18 protein-coding genes are annotated in these 17,765 nt (G+C 48.7%); 5 read left to right on the top strand and 13 right to left on the bottom strand.

What is annotated here, in order from left to right; genetic code table 11:
• Positions 1-27: 27 nt before the first annotated feature.
• Positions 28-414: a putative toxin-antitoxin system toxin component, PIN family gene (locus WBJ53_RS22400; protein WP_338870304.1), complete on the top strand. Its 387-nt coding sequence runs from the start codon at positions 28-30 to the stop codon at positions 412-414.
• Positions 415-492: 78 nt separating this feature from the next.
• Here the strand turns inward: WBJ53_RS22400 and WBJ53_RS22395 are convergent, their stop codons facing one another.
• The 3 genes from WBJ53_RS22395 to WBJ53_RS22385 all read right to left on the bottom strand — a co-directional run bounded on the left by WBJ53_RS22395 (position 493) and on the right by WBJ53_RS22385 (position 2,877).
• A complete protein-coding gene (locus WBJ53_RS22395; protein ID WP_338870302.1) occupies positions 493-1,347 on the bottom strand; it encodes a DUF3037 domain-containing protein in 855 nt (284 codons plus the stop codon).
• A gap of 27 nt (positions 1,348-1,374) precedes the next feature.
• Entirely contained in the window at positions 1,375-2,307 is a 933-nt protein-coding gene (locus WBJ53_RS22390; RefSeq protein ID WP_338870300.1) for an HNH endonuclease, read from the bottom strand.
• A 114-nt stretch (positions 2,308-2,421) separates the two neighbouring features.
• Positions 2,422-2,877 carry a hypothetical protein gene (locus WBJ53_RS22385; RefSeq protein ID WP_338870298.1) on the bottom strand — a complete coding sequence of 152 codons (456 nt, stop codon included), beginning with the start codon at positions 2,875-2,877 and terminating at the stop codon, positions 2,422-2,424.
• 206 nt (positions 2,878-3,083) lie between these two features.
• On the opposite strand from WBJ53_RS22385, the gene WBJ53_RS22380 reads away from it, so the two are divergent.
• Complete coding sequence (locus WBJ53_RS22380; RefSeq protein WP_338870296.1) at positions 3,084-3,500, top strand: hypothetical protein; 417 nt, start codon at positions 3,084-3,086, stop codon at positions 3,498-3,500.
• Positions 3,501-3,580: 80 nt separating this feature from the next.
• Positions 3,581-3,922, top strand: a complete 342-nt coding sequence (locus tag WBJ53_RS22375) for a hypothetical protein (RefSeq protein WP_338870294.1) — start codon at positions 3,581-3,583, stop codon at positions 3,920-3,922.
• 113 nt (positions 3,923-4,035) lie between these two features.
• On the opposite strand, the gene WBJ53_RS22370 is transcribed toward WBJ53_RS22375, so the two are convergent.
• The 6 genes from WBJ53_RS22370 to WBJ53_RS22345 form a co-directional block, all read right to left on the bottom strand.
• Positions 4,036-4,398, bottom strand: coding sequence for a VOC family protein (locus WBJ53_RS22370; RefSeq protein WP_338870292.1), 363 nt, complete (start codon positions 4,396-4,398; stop codon positions 4,036-4,038).
• 180 nt (positions 4,399-4,578) lie between these two features.
• Positions 4,579-6,201 (bottom strand): amidase, encoded by a 1,623-nt coding sequence (locus WBJ53_RS22365; RefSeq protein WP_338870290.1) that lies wholly within the window; start codon positions 6,199-6,201, stop codon positions 4,579-4,581.
• 130 nt (positions 6,202-6,331) lie between these two features.
• Positions 6,332-6,799: a hypothetical protein gene (locus WBJ53_RS22360; RefSeq protein WP_338870288.1), complete on the bottom strand. Its 468-nt coding sequence runs from the start codon at positions 6,797-6,799 to the stop codon at positions 6,332-6,334.
• 365 nt (positions 6,800-7,164) lie between these two features.
• The gene (locus WBJ53_RS22355; RefSeq protein WP_338870286.1) at positions 7,165-8,145 is read right to left on the bottom strand and encodes a hypothetical protein; all 981 of its coding nucleotides are present in this window, start codon (positions 8,143-8,145) and stop codon (positions 7,165-7,167) included.
• 79 nt (positions 8,146-8,224) lie between these two features.
• On the bottom strand, positions 8,225-8,473 hold the full coding sequence (locus WBJ53_RS22350) for a hypothetical protein (RefSeq protein ID WP_338870284.1): 249 nt from the start codon (positions 8,471-8,473) through the stop codon (positions 8,225-8,227).
• 25 nt (positions 8,474-8,498) lie between these two features.
• Positions 8,499-8,978: a hypothetical protein gene (locus tag WBJ53_RS22345; protein WP_338870282.1), complete on the bottom strand. Its 480-nt coding sequence runs from the start codon at positions 8,976-8,978 to the stop codon at positions 8,499-8,501.
• 216 nt (positions 8,979-9,194) lie between these two features.
• Here WBJ53_RS22345 and WBJ53_RS22340 point away from each other — a divergent pair, with 216 nt between their 5' ends.
• Both WBJ53_RS22340 and WBJ53_RS22335 read left to right on the top strand, forming a co-directional pair.
• Positions 9,195-10,217 carry a WYL domain-containing protein gene (locus tag WBJ53_RS22340; RefSeq protein WP_338870280.1) on the top strand — a complete coding sequence of 341 codons (1,023 nt, stop codon included), beginning with the start codon at positions 9,195-9,197 and terminating at the stop codon, positions 10,215-10,217.
• A 189-nt stretch (positions 10,218-10,406) separates the two neighbouring features.
• On the top strand, positions 10,407-11,006 hold the full coding sequence (locus WBJ53_RS22335; RefSeq protein ID WP_338870278.1) for an RNA polymerase sigma factor: 600 nt from the start codon (positions 10,407-10,409) through the stop codon (positions 11,004-11,006).
• Between the two features lie 139 nt (positions 11,007-11,145).
• Here the strand turns inward: WBJ53_RS22335 and WBJ53_RS22330 are convergent, their stop codons facing one another.
• From WBJ53_RS22330 to WBJ53_RS22315, 4 genes are all read right to left on the bottom strand, one after another.
• On the bottom strand, positions 11,146-11,364 hold the full coding sequence (locus WBJ53_RS22330; RefSeq protein WP_338870276.1) for a hypothetical protein: 219 nt from the start codon (positions 11,362-11,364) through the stop codon (positions 11,146-11,148).
• Between the two features lie 557 nt (positions 11,365-11,921).
• On the bottom strand, positions 11,922-12,764 hold the full coding sequence (locus tag WBJ53_RS22325) for a LamG domain-containing protein (RefSeq protein WP_338870274.1): 843 nt from the start codon (positions 12,762-12,764) through the stop codon (positions 11,922-11,924).
• A 26-nt stretch (positions 12,765-12,790) separates the two neighbouring features.
• Positions 12,791-14,284, bottom strand: coding sequence for a RagB/SusD family nutrient uptake outer membrane protein (locus WBJ53_RS22320; protein ID WP_338870272.1), 1,494 nt, complete (start codon positions 14,282-14,284; stop codon positions 12,791-12,793).
• A gap of 15 nt (positions 14,285-14,299) precedes the next feature.
• The gene (locus tag WBJ53_RS22315) at positions 14,300-17,734 is read right to left on the bottom strand and encodes a SusC/RagA family TonB-linked outer membrane protein (RefSeq protein ID WP_338870270.1); all 3,435 of its coding nucleotides are present in this window, start codon (positions 17,732-17,734) and stop codon (positions 14,300-14,302) included.
• Positions 17,735-17,765 lie beyond the last annotated feature (31 nt).

Below are 17,765 nucleotides of genomic sequence, written 5' to 3'. Positions count from 1 at the left end.
AGGGTGTTGCTCGATACAAATATCCTTTTGGTTATTACGCCTTATTTTTCGTCGTATCGATGGGTATATGATGCGTTACAGGCAGGGCAGTTTGAATTAGTAGTGTCGACAGATATTCTTAATGAATACGCTGAGTTGCTTGAACGACAGTATTCCCCTCTCTTTGCCGAACGTACCTTGTTAGCTCTTGATAATCTGTCAACGGTGATACGGGTAGAACCGGCTTATCGTTTTGGTTTGATCGAAAACGATCCCGATGATAATAAGTTTACCGATGCGGCCATAGTCGGTAATGCCGATTATGTTGTGACGAATGACCGGCATTTCAATCATCTGCAAAACATTCCCTTCCCAAAAGTAGGCCTTATTGACTTTGCTGGATTTTGTAAGCTATTGAAGGAGCCCACTAATTAAAAGTGTTTGTCACTTCTCCCAGCGTCCGTTGCCGTTGGATGGGCGGTTGATGAAGATTAGTTGATCATAAAGTAATGATTACGTTAAAGCTTCAGCTGTTTTTGCGGAGTAACTGTCCAACTGCTCTTCTTCAACAATTTTGACATGTGGCTGATCGGCCAAAAGTTGAATCGCGTGATCGTAAGGTTTATACAACTGCCGATCTTTTGGCCGAGCTACCAAGACATCAAAACGCGCGTTATGCTGTTCTGCGTAAGGGCGTAAGACGGTAAATTGCCCTACGTTGAGCGTCGCTTTGTCTGTAATGGACTGCTCTAATTTCAAGTCGAAACTGACGGGCTTTACCAGATTAAAGCTCCCGTTTTGCCAGGCAAAGGCGAATTGATAGGAAAAGTTTGTGCCTTCGGGTTTAACCGTAACAGGTCGTTCAAATGCTTCGCGGGAAAGCAATCCGTTCAGACGACGCTGAAGCCGTTTCTGGTATTCTTTCAGCAAATAGCTCTCATCATGACGAACCTGATGTTCGCTCTCCTCATAAAACGAGAGATAGAGTTTATAGAACTGCTCGCTGATAGCCGTTAGATCTTCCGTATACAGCACAGCCGTTTTTAATTCGCCAAACTGTAACGCACTGCTATCCCGAATCAGAATTTCATTATCAATCAGTTGTCTTGGATGAGCTTCGTAATCCGCAAAGACTTCCGGCTGTTTGGTTAATAGATTGGTACGGGCAACAATACCCTTGAAATAGGAGCGGATAACCTTTTCTGAAAACTTGGGGTAAAGCTTTCGAATGCGGCCTAGCCGTTCGGGGTGGAGAAATGTAGCGGTGCGTTGCTCAGGAAACAGTAGCAACACGCCAACATTCAGTACTTCGCCCAGCGACTGGGCGTACCGATATTGCAGGAGGCTATAGTAAAATACTGAGTTCACGCGATTGTTGTTAGAAAATAATAAGAGTTAAGGCCTGAAAATTGCTGTATTGTGGTAATCTAAATATAATGGTAAAGGCTTATTAATCTCTGATTCAGGTAGTATTAGTAAGTTTTTTCCATGATACTGATAATATTCTCGCCCATTGTCAAACTCTTCTTTAATTCGCTTGCTCACCTCTATTCTGAACTCAGGAGTAATTGTGATGTAGCCATTATCAAACAGTTTATGCATGTCAGAACGAAGTAGTAAGCCGTTAGAAGTCTGATTAGGGCCAGATTCTGCAAAAGGTTTGATATGTGCAGCTTCCAGAACAGGTAGAGTTTTCTCACCCGTAATAGCGCATCGTTTATTATATGCGTCTATTACTGAAAGGCGAAATGCGCCTTGACCAATTCTCACTTTGCGCAATATCGAATTTCCATATTGTGGGCTTTCTTCTGCTACTGCAAATGAATTTTTAGTGTCCAGGCTAGAAGTCAAATAGCGTTTTAGCACAGTTTCGGTTTGTTGCCATAGTTTTAGACCGATTTCATCTTGTGTACTGTATGTCTTCCCTTGTACGATGCTTGGACTCCAATTTTCAGGGGTTGGAATCCAATCCTCTTTCTCAAAAAATACGGGATTAGTTAGGGCTATGCAGCCAATAGTCGGATTGCGCTCTGAGTTGCGACGATATTTCTGAATAACTGACCGAAATTCTTCTAATGTATCAAAACCGTTTCTTGACTGAAACGTATCCCAAGCGGTTGAGAGTGGAATTTGACTTTGGGCAGCGAAAAAACCGATTCCACCAATAGCGTTGTATGGACTTTTTAATTTGAATAAGAAAGCACCACCAGGATTAAGAACACGAAATGCACTGCGACCTCCAGGCTGCCAAAAGTTTACATCTTCTGGAGCCTGTTTGGTCAAATAATTATACCAACGCCAGTCTGTTGTGCCTAAATAATATTCCATTCTCCTAAGATAAAGAATGGACTCGGATTTTAATGATTGCTAGATTTCACTCTGACTTTTCTTCGTCTCTGGTAATCGATGATTTCGATACGTTTTCTCTCAAATAAGAGCTAACTAGTTAGTTTCTTTACCAAACGTAGCCTTTGCTTCGGCGTCATAATCGATGATGAACCATTCATGGTAGAGTGTAGTCAGGTAAAAGCCTTCCGGTTGGAGGTCGCCGATGGCGATAAATCCAGCTCCGAATAAGCTATCGTCGTAGGTTGTGTCTTTAAGGTAAATGACTAGTTTGGTGTGGTCTTCGCTCCGAAAATGATGCAGGATAGTGATGTTCGGATGGTGGCTTCGGCTGACGGGCAAAAGTACCCATTGGTCGCCTATCTGCATGAACTGTGGACGAGCGGCAACCGGATCGAAGTTGGGGTCCCAGCGGAAAATCATATCGTCGGGCTGATACGTTTTAAACTTCCACGCCCATGTTTCGGGACCTTCGTGTTTCTCAATAATCCGATCCCAACGGCTTAGCTTGATCCGGTCGAGTGTTTGGGGTGATAAGTCTTCTACACGCATAGTTTTTTGCTGGTTTTATGGTGGGTAACGGTTTTGCCTGACTCATTCGGCAATTGAGCTTAGAATTCTGTATGATAATGGCTGTCAGTATAGACTATTTTCTGGAAATAAAGTGAACTATGGACTAGCCTAATTTTGAAAATGCGCCCATATTTGATAAATTTAATCAACAACAGTACACAGTCAAGAGCTGACTCAATTCATTTATGTTTGATACACTTGACTTCGCGCAGGATATTTTGGCGAGGGAAATCAGTACAACGCAATCCGTTGAGGGTTTACCATCGTCCAATCGTCAGCATTTGACTGCTATCATTGCGTATCAGCAACTCGTGGATAACTGGGATGAGGATGGAGCTATTGCGCCTACGCATCAAACCGTATTGGCGGCACTCGATATTGCGCTGCTGCTTACGGCAACCGGCCAGCCAATTTACCACACGTCGCCTGGACCATTAGGGGAAATTATGATTAATCTTCGTAATGGCGATAAGTCGGCTGAGTTGCTGACATACCCAAACAATCGAATCAAATTTGTTCGCATCGGGCCGAACGAAGCCCCGCAACAAGGGCCGCTAACCCCGGAGTCGTTGCGGGAAACCTTACAATGGCTTAACCGATAATTTGTACTGAATGAACAGTACCCCCGTAGCCGACGAAGAACAACTATACCGAAGTATATACCGCTCGCCCTGGCACAAATATGTTGATCCTGATGGTAGCGAGAAACTTCAAACTCAGACCCAAAGATGAAGGAAAGCTATCCGTCGATGTGGCTAGCCTGACCACTCCCCAGCAATCTGTACGCGACCTCAGTAAGTTTGCACTGGCTTCATTGGCTAACAAAGATGTTCTGGCAATAGGTTTAGCCACGTTTCATGACCCGTGTACGGTTGAGCATCACGGTTTTGACAATCCAGCCCATGCCTATATCTGGGGAATGGATGAAGACGATGATATAAAACCAGCTCTATTAGCGCAGAAAGCTATCGTGATTTTGACGCAGGCGCAACCAGAGCTAAACCTCGAAATCCGCCTTTTTTAAGGTTAGCTATCTCCTATGACCTTAAATTTGAGGCAGATTTTCAGAGCTAACCTTAAAAAAGGCCGATCTTAATGGTTGCACAATTGCTGGAATGGCTAAAAAGGGGCAATACGTTAGTATGTAGCACGCAAGGCCAGGCGATTTCCTTCACAATCCTTTATAAGGGCCATATAGCCTAATTCGGTCGATATTTGTTTTTTAGGCTGTAAAATATGCCCGCCCATTTGCTCGACCTGTTGAAGCGCCAGGTCGATATCGGCAACGGGCACATGCAGGGTGACCCCATCTGAGGAGGGGTGATACCATTCTCCCTGACAGAGTGCTCCCGATGCAATTTCAGGCGGAAACATGGCCATCGTCAGTGCCCCCAAATCAATGACCTGTAGTTCAACCTGAAAAACAGCCTCGTAAAATGCCCTGGCCTTGTCGAACTGATAAACGGGTATTTCAAACCATTGTATCCAGTTTTTATGCATAATAGCTAGTTTTAGATAAAGGTATAAAATAGTACTATGTAAAACATATTAATGGCAGAATGATTTGTAAGTTGCTTAAAAAGTTGCAGGCAGCTATGTGTTTATCTGCGTAGCCGCATCACAGACATAAATAAGTGATGCGGCTCTGATCTACCCGACTCTAGCGTGTATTCGCTGATTCTAGCCCGGAATCAACGACTCCACAAACCCCGGCCGCACTCGCTTCTTCGAAAACTGCTCGTAAGCGTAGCCCAGGGCGAGTAAGGGGCCTTCCTGATACGCTCCGGCGATGAGGGAGAAGCCGACGGGGAGGCCGTGAACCATTCCCATCGGGATGGTCAGATGCGGATAACCAGCCATGGCGGCTGGTTGGCAGAAATAAAAGCCCGTGTCATAGTCGCCGTTGATGAGGTCGATGCAGCCTGCCGGGCCGATGCTGGTTCCGCCAATGGCATCCAGCTTATGTGTCGTCATCAACTGGTCGATACGTTGGCGCCAACTGCGGGTTTTAGCTAACGCGTCGGTGTATTCCTTACTGCTCAGGTCTCCTTTTGCTTCGCTGCTTTCGAGCGTTTCCTGTTTGAAGTACGGCATCGCTTTGGCTTGGTTCTTCTTGTTGAAAGCAATCACGTCGGCCAGGGATTTTACGCTAGCATTGGCCTTCGCCAGGTAGCGGTTCAGCCCATCTTTGAATTCATATTGCAGCACCGTAAATTCCGCATTGCCCGTCTCCCGAAGCTCTTTGCGCAACTCGACCTCCACAACCGTAGCGCCCTGTTTCTTCAGTACGTCAATGGCGGCTTTGTACAAGGCCACTACGTCTTCATGCCCTTCCAGAAACGATTTTTCGATACCAATCCGTTTGCCCGCCAACGCGTCTGCTTTCAGAAATTGGGTGTAATCGGCTGCGCTTTTGCCCCGGCTTCCGAGCGTAACGGCATCCGCGGGATCGACACCCACCAGCGCCCCCAGCAAAATAGCTGCGTCAGTTACGGTTCGGGTCATGGGTCCGGCGGTGTCCTGCGTTTGCGAGATGGGAATAATGCCGCTGCGACTAACCAGACCAACTGTCGGTTTGAGGCCAACCAATCCACAATGCGAAGAGGGCGCAATGATGGACCCATCGGTTTCGGTTCCTACGGCAACAGCACATAAGTTGGCCGATGTTGCCGAGCCAGAACCTGAGCTGGAACCGCTTGGGTTGCGGCCCAGCACATACGGATTGCGGGTCTGGCCACCGCGACTACTCCAGCCACTGGTCGAACGGCTGGACCGAAAATTGGCCCACTCGCTCAGATTGGTTTTGCCCAAAATGACCGCGCCCGCCTTTCGCAGCTGCGCAACAATAAACGCATCGCCAGCCGCTTTATGCCCTTCGAGGGCCAGCGAACCAGCAGTGGTCATCATCTGGTCGCCCGTATCGATATTATCTTTGATAAGCACCGGAATGCCGTGCATCGGACCGCGAAGTTTGCCGTCTTTCCGCTCCTGATCCATCGTTTTTGCGATGGCCAGCGCATCCGGATTCACCTCAATGACCGCGTTCAGAGCTGGTCCCTTTTTGTCGATGGCATCAATACGATCCAGGTAGAGTTTGGTGATCGCTTCGGACGTGTACTCACCCGACTTCATTTTCTGCTGCAGATCATTGATAGTCAACTCATTCAGGGCAAAGTCGTCCACATAGGGCGTATCTTTATTTTCTGTATCTGAGGTTTTTGGGGATGAGCAGGCGGTTGCGGCCACCGCAGTAGCTGATACCGAAACAACTGAACTGGTTTTAATAAAACGTCGACGGTTCATGAGGCTATTGTGCATGGACTGATACAAAGCCCCAATTTAGTACTTATTTTCTGACAGGATTAACAGGATTTGCAGGACTTTTATTCATATAGAATCCTGCAAATCCTGTTAATCCTGTCAGAAAGAACGCTTAGGCCAGGGCTTCCTGAAACAGATTGAGCCGCTCACGCATCACATAGCTGCTAACCTGTGAATTCCAGCCGCCCCCATTTTTGAGCGAAAAAAGACGCAAATCGGGCGAAAGCGTAGTGTATTTATCCAGTGCTTTATACCACAAAGCCCGATCGCGGTAAGGGGCCAGCAAGACCCGTGCCTGGCTCAGCGTGCGATGCTGGCGGGGAGTCCAGATGGTACGCTGATGGTAAACGATTCCCTGGCCGTTGAGCAGATCGGGCAGAGAGTGCGCCGGGGCTAATGGCAGCAGTTCGGTCAGTAAATAAAGACCCAGCTCCACATTCAGTAACCGGTTGGCTACCATGCCCGGCAGGGCATGACGATAGCGCAAACGAGTCGCCAGCGGCTCCTGCCAGCGCAATAGGCTGGACAGGGCCGGGCGAGGGTTAAGGGTGGGATAGGCGGATGTCGATAAGGTGTTCATTAGTCTCTGTCGTTCATTGTTCATAACAAAGTTGCAACCAGTAGAACATAATTTTTTTACGTTGTTCTTTTATTTGCAAAAAAAATATAGTGCCCGACAGGCAGTAGGCCAAGGGATGTTTGAGCAGTATCTGTTGGTTATAAATACTTTGTCAGATTTTGGGTAATGGACCGAACCATAGGCTGGCAGCACCAGCAAACGGTTCTATACTGGCAGATCAATAGGCCGAAGAAACTTAAATAATGCCAGTAAAGGCAACGCCCAATGATGATGGTGCTCTGAAACCACCCGATTGGCTTTCTGACTAAAGAACAGAATATCATGAGTTTGCCCCGTGTTGCCGGAGTGTTTCGCCAGGGTCTCTTTTAATAGTCGGAGAACGAATTGACTGTTGCTACCGTCATGCCGGTTTTTGTATCAACGTCATGCGCCAGCAAAAACTCGGCAACCGCCGTGTGGCCATACAGACAAGCGTAATGTAAAGCCCTTTCGGCCTGCGTTTGTGGGTTTTCGGGAATGCCCCAGGGAGGAATAGACGTATGGTCTGAAGGAAGCAGATTGTCTCTACAGAAAAAATACTGAACTAAATCGAGTCGGCCAAGGCCCGCTGCCGTTACGATATTGTCTATACGAGCGCCATGTTGAGCAAGGGCCAGAGCTGCTTCTGGTTGGCCATTGGCCAGTGCTGCCTGTAGTGGAGATCCGCTACCAGGAATTCCATCTACCGATGCGCCGTAGGTCAGAAGGGTTTCCAGTAGGGAAGTTTGAATGCCAGTTTGCCACGGATGGATGCTTGTCGCTACCAGCGTCAACGTTGTGCTTTTTCCATAGATATCGGCCAGCGTATCGACTGCGGCTCCTGCATTAAGCAGGATTTGGGCTATGGAAACGGCATTGCCAGGGACTTTTTGCCGATAGTTTTCAATGCCATTGGCGCCCAGATAATGAAGTAAAGTGGCTTTGTGTATGCGCATTGATCGCATTTGGACCAATGCCGGGTTGTTGAAAAGCAATGCTTCGAGCTGGGTTATATTTCCCCGAATAATGGCTTCGATAGCTGACTCAAACAGCCAGGCCGCCTGTTGTTTGCAGATGGCGCTGGTGTAGGTGGTTAAGGCTTCCCAATTACCAAAACCGTAGAGCCGGGCGATGTTCTGCCGGGCAGTTATTTCTGTAAATTCCGCTATCGGGTCGTCGGTATCGGGCCAGGTTCGGAAATTCAACTGATCCTGAAACTGCCGGATCTGCTGCTCATTGCCCGATTGATAGATTGCTACTAATTCATTAGCCTGTTTTGCGTAGTGCTCCAGACTGGCATCAAAAGGAAGAGGCTGTATGGGTATCATGTAGGTGAACGTTGTGAGTAAATAAACGTGTAGAACTTTGCAGAAAAACTACCCGGAGTACAGCACAGACTGTGTAAGGTTATTGAGATGATGATGTTGGTGTTGGAAACGAAAAGACCAGAAACATGCCATTATCGTCGATGGTCCACCCTTCCTGAATAGCGACACAAACCAGCCATATCGAAACATCGGTTCGTTTGGCCTGATAACCCTGATTCAGTAAAAACTGCTGAACAATGAGCGACGAGGTGCCGCCTTCGGCCAAAATCAGCGTAGTAGCGGCAAAACAGACTGCGTCGGGCGTTAAATGCTTCTGCGTTGTGTTCATGACAGATATGGGGTTTAAGAGTCAGCTAGCTTACCATCTGTTTCAGAGTAATGATCCGATTCCGGAAAAAACCAACCGTTTTTTCACAAAAGCGACTACGGTCAGCGCTGATGTCGTAGGCTTGCAACCGGTCGGGAATGGTTGTGTAGGCGTCCAGTAAGGCCGACCATACGTTCCGCTGCTGAATGTGGCTTAGTATCAGCCGACCACGATTCAGTTGCTTTAGCTGCTTAGGTGTCCAGGTAGGACGGTCCAGAAATGCCGAACCGTTGTCGGTCAATAAACCAGGCAGCGCATCGGGCGGAGCCGTAGGCAGAAGTTGCGATAATAGAAACAACCCAAGTTCGATATCGAGCAACTGGCCCGCCGAGAGAGTAACCCGTTTGCGGTCTGAACGAGAGGCTACAGCCGAAGCCGTCCATCGTGACGTAGCATTCAGGGCTGGAAATAACGATGGATCAACATTGCCAGCGCGGTTCTGAGTGGAGCGAAATAGAGTGTTCATTAGTATCGTTGTTTAAAATTCACAGAACAAAGTTCTACCCGGTAGGACGTAATCTTTTTACGGCCTTCTTTTTTTGTGAAAATTTTTTATGTTTTTTTGTGGAGAGTTTTGCGCCGGGACTTCGTGCGGGGATAACGGGGTGCTTCGCGCAGGGAGTGCTTGCGCCTACTATCCCAGCAACCCCCGTGCGAAGCGCCCCGTTATCCCCGCATTCTTATGCCCATCACCCGATCTGCCTTTCAGCGTTACCGGCTCATTGACGAAATCATTAGCCGATATCCGCGTCAGTATTCCAAGCAGAAACTGTTCGACATCTGCCGCGATAAATGTGGTATCCGATCTATCTCGTCGTTAGAAAAAGACATTCAGCGGCTACGTGAAGATCATGATGCGCCTATCGCTTATGACAAACGACGCAATGGCTACTACTATACCGATCCCCAGTTTCGGTTGCTTCGGCTTATGCTCTCGCCCGACGATATGGAAGCGCTCGATTATGCACGTGAGGTGCTGACTGCTACGCAGGGGGCTTCTGTGGCGGGCGAACTGGCCAATGCATTGCAAAAAGTGCGGCAGAGTCTGGATATTATCCGGGAAGTGAAAACCGAAACGCTAACCCGGCGGGTTGTGTATGTCGAAGAGCGGATATTGGGAGGAAACCGGCAGTATGTACCAATCCTGATTCGGGCCATTAACCAGAATCGGCAGATTACCTTTCGTTACCAGAAGCACGAAACAGCATTGGCCGATTCGGGAACAGCTCCCGAAATTCCACGGCTTCGGCTGCTTCATCCAATATTGCTCCGTGAGGTAGCCGATAGCTGGTATGTAATCGGCTACGACGAACCAACCGGTAAAGAACGCACGTTTGCGCTCGACCGGATGAGTGATCTGGATATTACCGACGAACGCTGTGCGGTTCCCGAAGAAGTGATGACCAATGTGAGCGAATTATTTGAGCATATCTATGGCATTACCGACAGCAGCGGACCCGTAGAAGAGATTTTACTGTCGTTTTCGCCCTTGTTTGGTCGTTACGTAAAAGCCAAGCCGATTCACCAGACTCAGGAAGTGGTGCGCGATACGGATCAGGAATGCGTGATTCGGCTCCGCTTAGCGCCGAACCGGGACTTGCTTATGCACCTGCGCAGTTATGGCGAGCATCTGACAATATTGCAGCCTGCCAGTCTGGCTAAGGAGATGAAAGAATCACTCATGGCTACCCTCGCCAGATATTAAGGTCAGGCAGTTGGGGCCTATAGGAACGTATAGATCAGATACGTTCGCTATTACTTTCAGGATGTAAATATTGGTTCATTAAATAGGATTTGTGTGAGTTGTAAGGTGTTTATGTTTAATTAATTATAGAATTTATTATAAATTTATGCTCTTGAAACTGATGCTTATCCAACTTATTTAAAGCAGTACATGAATGATGTTTTCACACAGGCAACTTCGTCTGATTTTGAATCCTGGCGGGCTGTCAAGCATGGCGACCCGGAGGCTTTAAGTCGCTTATTTCTGTGTTATTATGACGAGCTGTTTAGTTATGGCTATCGATTGCTATCAGATGAGGATTTTGTAAAGGATTGTTTGCAGGATTTATTCCTCAAGGTTTGGCAGCGCCGGGAAGCCATTGGTGACGTGCGCGAAATAAGACCGTATCTGTTCAAATCCATGCGCCGGTGTATTATTGATGGGCTGAGAGCCAATCATAACCGGTTTCGGTTATGGACCGAAGATGATGAGCGTTATCTGGAGATAACGTTCTCCCACGAAGATTTTTTGATTTCCCAGCAAATCGATCAGCAGCAGCGGGAGCAGCTAACCAATGCCCTCAATAAACTAACCAAACGCGAACGCGAAGCCATTCACCTCCGCTATTTCGAAAATTTTAGTCCGGCCACCATCGCTCTCATTATGGACATGAAAGAGCAGTCGGTCTATAATTTGCTGCACCGGGCCATGCAGTCGCTGCGCGATAATTTTTTCCTGCTGTTGCTGGTTCGCTTATCGCTTCTAAATTAGAAACCTGTTTAAGCTTTTGCCTTTTTACCGCAGAGAACACAGAGCACTTCTGCTTAGCGGGCTTTGCGTATAATCTTTGTGTTCTCTACGGTAAAAAGGAACGCATTTGATGATTATTCCAGAAAGTTTAGAGACGAGCTTAATAGTACTCTATTTCGGTTATGGCTACCTGCTTCTGCTCATGGCTGAGGTTAAGCCGGACCTGGCTAGTACGAATCGGCTCAAAGCGTAGTGTAGTTGCCGTATTGCCGGTCAGTTTAACCGGCTTGTATAATGTTGCCGCCACCGGAATCCAGTCGTTTCCGCGCCGGAATTCAATCGTTAAAGCATCGGGTATAGATTGGTATGCTGCATTCAATTTTATGAACCGATGGTACACTATGAACCACCAGGTTTTATGAAATAAAAAGTATGGTGGTTAAGACTAACTTTACTCCGAAACTTAAGGAGCTGGATGAACCGAAGAAACGTTGTTATTGACGATAGTTTAAACCGTTCAGCTTCGGCGACAAGCTTTCAATTCCTTGATAATACTTTGATAGTCAGCGCTATAAAAGTTAAGGTGCGCTCAGAGGCTTTTTAAGTATATTATTATATTTTGCCTGACCCGACCCCGCTATACTTGCTCCATCCACTCTAAATCCACCTAAGTTACTACTGAATGCCGGATGTTCTCCTTTCAATGCTTCTGTATTAGTAAACACTCCGATAAATACGCTACAAGTGGAATATTCGATATGACCAGGATTACAATTGCTATTACAAAAAGAAACCAGCGTTTTCTCCTGCTCATACCAGTTTATAGAAAATAGGCGCGCTTTCGACGGGCTATGGTCAGATGGTGATTGATTTTTTATAAAAAGCAGGAGCACCATCGCGCTCCTGCTTTTTATAAAACAACCAGATTGGCTGGCATTAGTTACCGCGTGATTCGAGCTTTACCAGCGAGTTTATTTCATTCGCATTTAAAGCCGCGTTGTAGAGCCGCACTTCGTCCAGCGCCCCGGTCAAGTAGCTGGCCCACGACTGCGACTCTGAGCCAGTGGTAAGGCTGGGGTCGGTCTGAAACTGAACCGTGCCAAACACCATTTTGCCAGGATTACTCCATTGCAGTCCGCCAAATTTATCGACGGTGGTGGTTGTTACTTTGTTCCCATTGACATACAGAACAAACGTAGACGACGATGCATCGTAGGTCAGGGCAATGTGGTTCCACGAGTTGTAGATGTTCGTGATTCCATCTTTCGTTACCCACGCATCTTTGGTGCCGTTCTGAATATGGGCTTTGAAAATACCATTGTTGCCCGTACCACCGTTTTCGAAAAACGTATCGATATTGCCCCAAAAGCCATCTGTTTTGGCCAGATTGACCAGACCAATGATACCACCGGCCGCCGTTGTCGACTGGCTGTTTACCCAGAAGCCGAGCGTGAAGCTCTGCATTTTCAGAATGGCGTCGGTTGGGTCGAATAGCATGTAGCCTTTTTGGGCCCCTTTCATGGCCTGCCCTTTCAGTCCGTTGGTAAAACTCGTTCCGGTGGGTGTGCCTGCCTTGTTCGATACCTTGTCGATATAATCACCATCGAACGGCCAGTAGCCGATCAGGTTGGCTTTCCCGATTTCGCTCGACGATGTGAAACCACCAATCGACAGCGCAGGTGCGTAGCTTTCGGGATCAAACTTTTTGTAACAGCCCGACAGACCGGCCGTTAAGAGTCCTCCCAGTAATACGGTTATTTTTAGTTGTATGCGTTTCATGATAAAGCCAGGTGGATAAATTGAACTTAATAGCCCGGATTCTGCACCAGCACGCCAGCGCTCAGATCCAGTTCGTTTTGCGGAATCGGCCACACTTCGTTTCGGTTGGCTTTCCAGCCTTTAGGTCCGAAAACCTCGGCAGCTCTTCCCTGACGAATCACGTCGAAATACCGGTCGAATTCCATCGCCAGTTCGACCTGACGTTCGTGCCAGATGGCGGTGCGCAGGGCGGCTTTGTCGGTGGTGGTCACTTTAGGCAGAATAGTGGCATCGCCAGCCCGCGCCCGTGCCCGAACCAGTTCGAGCGAAGCCAGTGCCTGCGCCGATTGGCCGAGTTCGTTGGCCGCTTCGGCATTCATCAGTAATACTTCGGCATAACGAATAACGCGCACATTTTGCTGAACACCCTCGTTGAAACCACTTACGTAGAGGCTAAACGGAACGTATGACTTCTGGTTATACATCGGGTTGTCGCCAACAGCCGGAATGATATCGCCTTCGGGTGTGGTTTCGCCCCGGAAAATAATCGTAGCATCTTTCCGGGGGTCGCCCGGTTCGTAGGCATCGACCAGTGCCTGTGTCGGCACGTTGAAGCCCCAGCCGCCACCCGTTACACCCCGAACGCCCTGCACCTGCGAATACTGCGAGTTGGAGGCTGCTTTGTTGCTCGATACCAGTTCGTTTTGAATCTCAAATACCGATTCAGTCGAATTCTCGTTGTTGAGCCGGAACAGTTGTTCGTAGTCTTTCACGAGCGAATACTGACCCGACTGAATCACCTGATTAGTCAGATCGAACACCTGCTGCCATTTCTGCTGATACATCGATACTTTGGCGTGCAGGGCCAGCGCTGCTCCTTTGGTAATCCGACCCGCATCGGCTGCTGGGTATGACGCCGGAAGCACGGCTTCGGCTTCGGTCAGGTCTTTTTCGATGGCAGCATAGACCTCCGCTTTGGGGGTGCGGGGGAGGTTATACTCCGCTGCGCTGGCCGGTAGTTTAAGCCGTAGGGGTACATCGCCAAAAGCCCGAACCAGCCGGAAATACGAATAGGCACGAACAAATTTGGCTTCGGCCAGGTAGCGGGTTTTCAACGACTCAGTCATCGAAATGCCCGGAATATTGTCGAGCACCTGATTGGCGTAGTTGATATTCTGATACTGCCCCGACCAGAAATCACGTAGCTGACCATCGCTGGAGCCGATAGAGAATCTATCATAGTCGTTGAAAAACGTAGCATCGGAAGCTGAGCTGCCTTTTTCGGCTTCGTCGGAGCCAACGCTTTCCAGCGCAATAGGTGCAAAGGCGGTGTTAGCCCAGGTACGCAGGTTAGCATACATGGCGTTGACGGCTTTGGTGGCATCGCCTTCATTTGCCCAGAAAACCACATCGGCCTGTTTACCCTGCGGATCTGTTTCCAGAAACGTTTGCTTGCAGGCCGAAGGGAGCAACAGCAGGCCTGCTAGTCCGGCATAGAGGCTGATATGCCGCCAATTATTCTGAATATCTATTGTGTTCATGTGCTTGTTCCGTGATTAGAAAGTAAGGTTTACACCAAAGTTGTACGTAGCCGACAAGGGATACACGTTAGCATCGATACCGGCCTGAGTCGGTTTGTTGTCGTTAGCGCGTACTTCGGGCGAAAGACCTTTATACTTGAAAAAGTTGAGGGCGTTTTGCGCGTTGGCATATACCCGTAGCTTTCTGAGTTTGAGCCGTTGCGTAAGCTCGGGCGAGAACGTGTAACCGATTTGGGCATTACGAACGCGGAAATAGCTGCCATCCTGCACGTAGAACGAGTTGGGCAGGTAGTTGGTACCGCCACCGATGTTCACCGATGGATAGGTGTTGGAGGTTCCGGCACCGTGCCAGCGATGGTCATAGAAATCTTTGGTGAAGTTTTCGTTGCCATAGCGCCAGCCCAGGTTGGCATTGTAAATATCGACTTTGTAAACGCCCTGGAAATCGAGCGTCAGGTCGAAGTTTTTAACGGTCAGGTTCGTATTGATCCCATACGTCCATTTTGGATTCGGGTTGCCAATTACCTGCCGGTCGAGACCCGTAATGGCGCCATCGGGCGTGCCGTTGCTGCCACTAATGTCGCGGTATTTGAAGTCGCCGGGTTTCGCGTTAGGCTGGGCCGATGCTTTTACTTCGTCCTGAGTCTGGAAAATGCCGTCGACAATGTAGCCGTAGAACGAACCGATTGGATCGCCTACGCGGGTGCGGGTTGCCAGAGCACCTCCCGTCAGACCAACACCGCCGTCGTAAATAGGGTTAGCCCCCGACGATACCGAAAGCACTTTGTTGTTGTTCAGGGCGGCATTGGCACCAATGCTATACGAAATGTCTTTGCTTACCGTATTGCGCCACGTAAGTGCCAGTTCGAATCCTTTGTTCTGGAAATTAGCCTGGTTGCCAATGATGCGGCTCGATGAGGTTCCGATTGAACTCAGGACCGGAATGTCGAAAATAGCCTGTTCGGTTTTCTTGACGTAATAATCTAATTCGACATTCAACCGCGATTTCAGCAGGGCTGCTTCGAAACCGATATCCGTACCGACACCACGTTCCCAGTACGTAACGGGCGGAATAATGGAGTTGATGCTAGCCCCTGTATACACTTGTCCACCAAAAAAGGCCGCCAAATCGCCACCATTGGCAACGGTCAGGGTAGAGAGGTTCGAAGGGACGGATGCGTTCCCGATTTTACCCCAGCTAGCGCGGAATTTCAGGTTATCGAACACTTTCTGATTCTGCATGAATGGTTCGCTGCTCATTACCCAGCCGACACCTACCGATGGAAAATAACCCCAGGCATTACCACCCTGATAGAATTTGGATGAGCCATCGGCCCGCAACGATGCATTGATCAAGTATCGATCCTGGAACGAATAATTCACCCGACCAAAGTAAGACGCATAGGTAGCCAGATCGCCCTGGTCAGAAACACTACGGCCGTCGGTATTTCCCAATGCCAGATACAGATCGCCTTCGCGGGTATAAGGAACATTGAGGGCCGACGCGGTCAACTGATACGATTGGTCGTGCTGCGCCGACTGACCGAGGAGGGCCGTAAAATTATGACCACCGTATTCTTTGGTATAGGTCAGCGTGTTTTCCAGAATCCAGTAGCGAGCCTGCGGGCGAATGAATTGCAGGTTGCTGGTGGTGTTCCGTTGTTTGAACGTGGCTACATACTGTGGCGTATAGCTGCGGGTTTCGTCCTGCGAGTAACGACCACCGAAGCTGGTTTTGAACGTCAGCCCTTTTATGATGCCTAGTTCTGCATAGGCGTTGGCAGTCAACAGGGTTTTCTTCGTGATCTGGTTGTAGTAATCGACCGTAACCTGTGGGTTGTAATTATTACCATCGCCCAGATTGAAATCGGTCGGGTCGCCATAGGAACCATCGGCATAGTAAACCGGCACAACGGGTCCGGCCGTATAGAGCTGGCGGAAAATACCACCCGCTTCGTCCTGCGATGAACTGAAGGCGCCTGTAGCGGTATAGCCGATTTTTAGATTTTTCAACACCTGAAAATCGTTCTGCAGACGGGCCGTATACCGCTTAAAATTGTTGCGTTCAACAATACCGTTCTGATACAGATAACCTAACGAAAAATTGTAGGTCGACTTTTCGCCACCACCGCTAATCGAAAGCTGATGGTTGGTGATGGGCGCGTTGCGAAGAATCTGGTGATACCAGTCGGTACCCGCGCCAAACTTGGACGCATCCAGAATCGGTTGGTTTCCATTAATGGCACTTAGTTCGTTAACCAGTGTGGCATACTCATTGGCATTAGCCATCTGAATCTGGTTTGTCACTTTCTGATACCCAACATACCCATTGTAGTTGACAACGGCCTGGCCTGATTTTCCTTTTTTGGTGGTAATCAGCACCACACCATTCGCGGCCCGTACACCATAGATCGACTGACTCGACGCATCTTTCAGGATGTTCATGCTTTCAATGTCGGCGGTATTTAGAAAGCTGATATCGTCGAACCAAACACCATCGACTACATAGAGCGGGTTAGGGCTACCGTAGGCTGTGCCAACACCCCGAATGCGAATCTGGGGTGCTTCGCCGGGTTTACCGGAATTGTTGATCTGAACACCGGCTACTTTTCCCTGTAGACCACTAACCGCATTTACGGAAGGCTGTTTTAAAATTTCATCGCCTTTAATCTGAACAACGGCTCCGGTTACATCCAGTTTGCGTTGGGTGCCATAACCAACGACCACCACCTCGGCCAATGAGCGCGTATCGACCGCCATCTGAACATTCAGCGATGAGCGTGAGCCTAATGGGATTTCCTGCGTCAGGAAACCGATGTAGGAGAAAACCAGCGTTGGGTTGTTCTGGTTATCGGGTAGGTTCAACCGGTAGTTGCCTTCCGTGTCGGTAGTCGTTCCGCGACCTGTCCCTTTCACCACAATCGATACGCCGGGTAGTCCTTCGCCGGTTTCGCTGGTGACTCGTCCCGACACTACCCGGTCCTGAGCCTGTTGGACCCGTGTTGCTTCCGTTATGCCCGAAATTGCACTGACGGGCATACTGCTAACAGGGGTTTCGGGCTGTAATGACGTGGCAGGAGCCAGTAAGTTGATAGACTCATTCCGTTTGCGGTTCGTTTCCTTGCTTACAATCACATAGGTACGGTTGTCGATTTTATCGAAGGTTAGTCCATGTGGTTTTAACAAGGCACGAAGGGCGTCTTCGAGCTTATCCGACGAATAGTCGGTGGCTGTTTTTCCGGCCAGTAGTTGAGCGTCGGCCAGTATGCTAACCCGGTAGCGGTTTTCGAGCTGACGGAGTTTCTGAAGGAGCGTCTGCTGGGTTGTCGACTGAATCGGTACTACCGATTGATGCGCCAGAAGGGTGCCTCGTGCCAGCGTTTGACCAGAAACTATTTGGCTGGCTAACAATCCGGCCCCACCCAGGAGATAGATAAATGGTTTATTCATGTTACGGGATTGATAGTAATATTTACGACGA

Source organism: Spirosoma sp. SC4-14, from assembly GCF_037201965.1.
Taxonomy (GTDB): domain Bacteria; phylum Bacteroidota; class Bacteroidia; order Cytophagales; family Spirosomataceae; genus Spirosoma.
This window is presented reverse-complemented; position numbering and strand designations above follow the sequence as displayed.

Bases quoted from the DNA above. Each gene is read 5' to 3' on its own strand.
- WBJ53_RS22325 (WP_338870274.1), bottom strand. From the start codon at position 12,764: ATGAAACGCATACAACTAAAAATAACCGTATTACTGGGAGGACTCTTA.
- WBJ53_RS22360 (WP_338870288.1), bottom strand. From the start codon at position 6,799: ATGAACACCTTATCGACATCCGCCTATCCCACCCTTAACCCTCGCCCG.
- WBJ53_RS22335 (WP_338870278.1), top strand. From the start codon at position 10,407: ATGAATGATGTTTTCACACAGGCAACTTCGTCTGATTTTGAATCCTGG.
- WBJ53_RS22365 (WP_338870290.1), bottom strand. From the start codon at position 6,201: ATGAACCGTCGACGTTTTATTAAAACCAGTTCAGTTGTTTCGGTATCA.
- WBJ53_RS22390 (WP_338870300.1), bottom strand. From the start codon at position 2,307: ATGGAATATTATTTAGGCACAACAGACTGGCGTTGGTATAATTATTTG.
- WBJ53_RS22380 (WP_338870296.1), top strand. From the start codon at position 3,084: ATGTTTGATACACTTGACTTCGCGCAGGATATTTTGGCGAGGGAAATC.
- WBJ53_RS22375 (WP_338870294.1), top strand. From the start codon at position 3,581: ATGTTGATCCTGATGGTAGCGAGAAACTTCAAACTCAGACCCAAAGAT.
- WBJ53_RS22315 (WP_338870270.1), bottom strand. From the start codon at position 17,734: ATGAATAAACCATTTATCTATCTCCTGGGTGGGGCCGGATTGTTAGCC.
- WBJ53_RS22345 (WP_338870282.1), bottom strand. From the start codon at position 8,978: ATGAACACTCTATTTCGCTCCACTCAGAACCGCGCTGGCAATGTTGAT.
- WBJ53_RS22385 (WP_338870298.1), bottom strand. From the start codon at position 2,877: ATGCGTGTAGAAGACTTATCACCCCAAACACTCGACCGGATCAAGCTA.
- WBJ53_RS22320 (WP_338870272.1), bottom strand. From the start codon at position 14,284: ATGAACACAATAGATATTCAGAATAATTGGCGGCATATCAGCCTCTAT.
- WBJ53_RS22370 (WP_338870292.1), bottom strand. From the start codon at position 4,398: ATGCATAAAAACTGGATACAATGGTTTGAAATACCCGTTTATCAGTTC.
- WBJ53_RS22340 (WP_338870280.1), top strand. From the start codon at position 9,195: ATGCCCATCACCCGATCTGCCTTTCAGCGTTACCGGCTCATTGACGAA.
- WBJ53_RS22355 (WP_338870286.1), bottom strand. From the start codon at position 8,145: ATGATACCCATACAGCCTCTTCCTTTTGATGCCAGTCTGGAGCACTAC.
- WBJ53_RS22350 (WP_338870284.1), bottom strand. From the start codon at position 8,473: ATGAACACAACGCAGAAGCATTTAACGCCCGACGCAGTCTGTTTTGCC.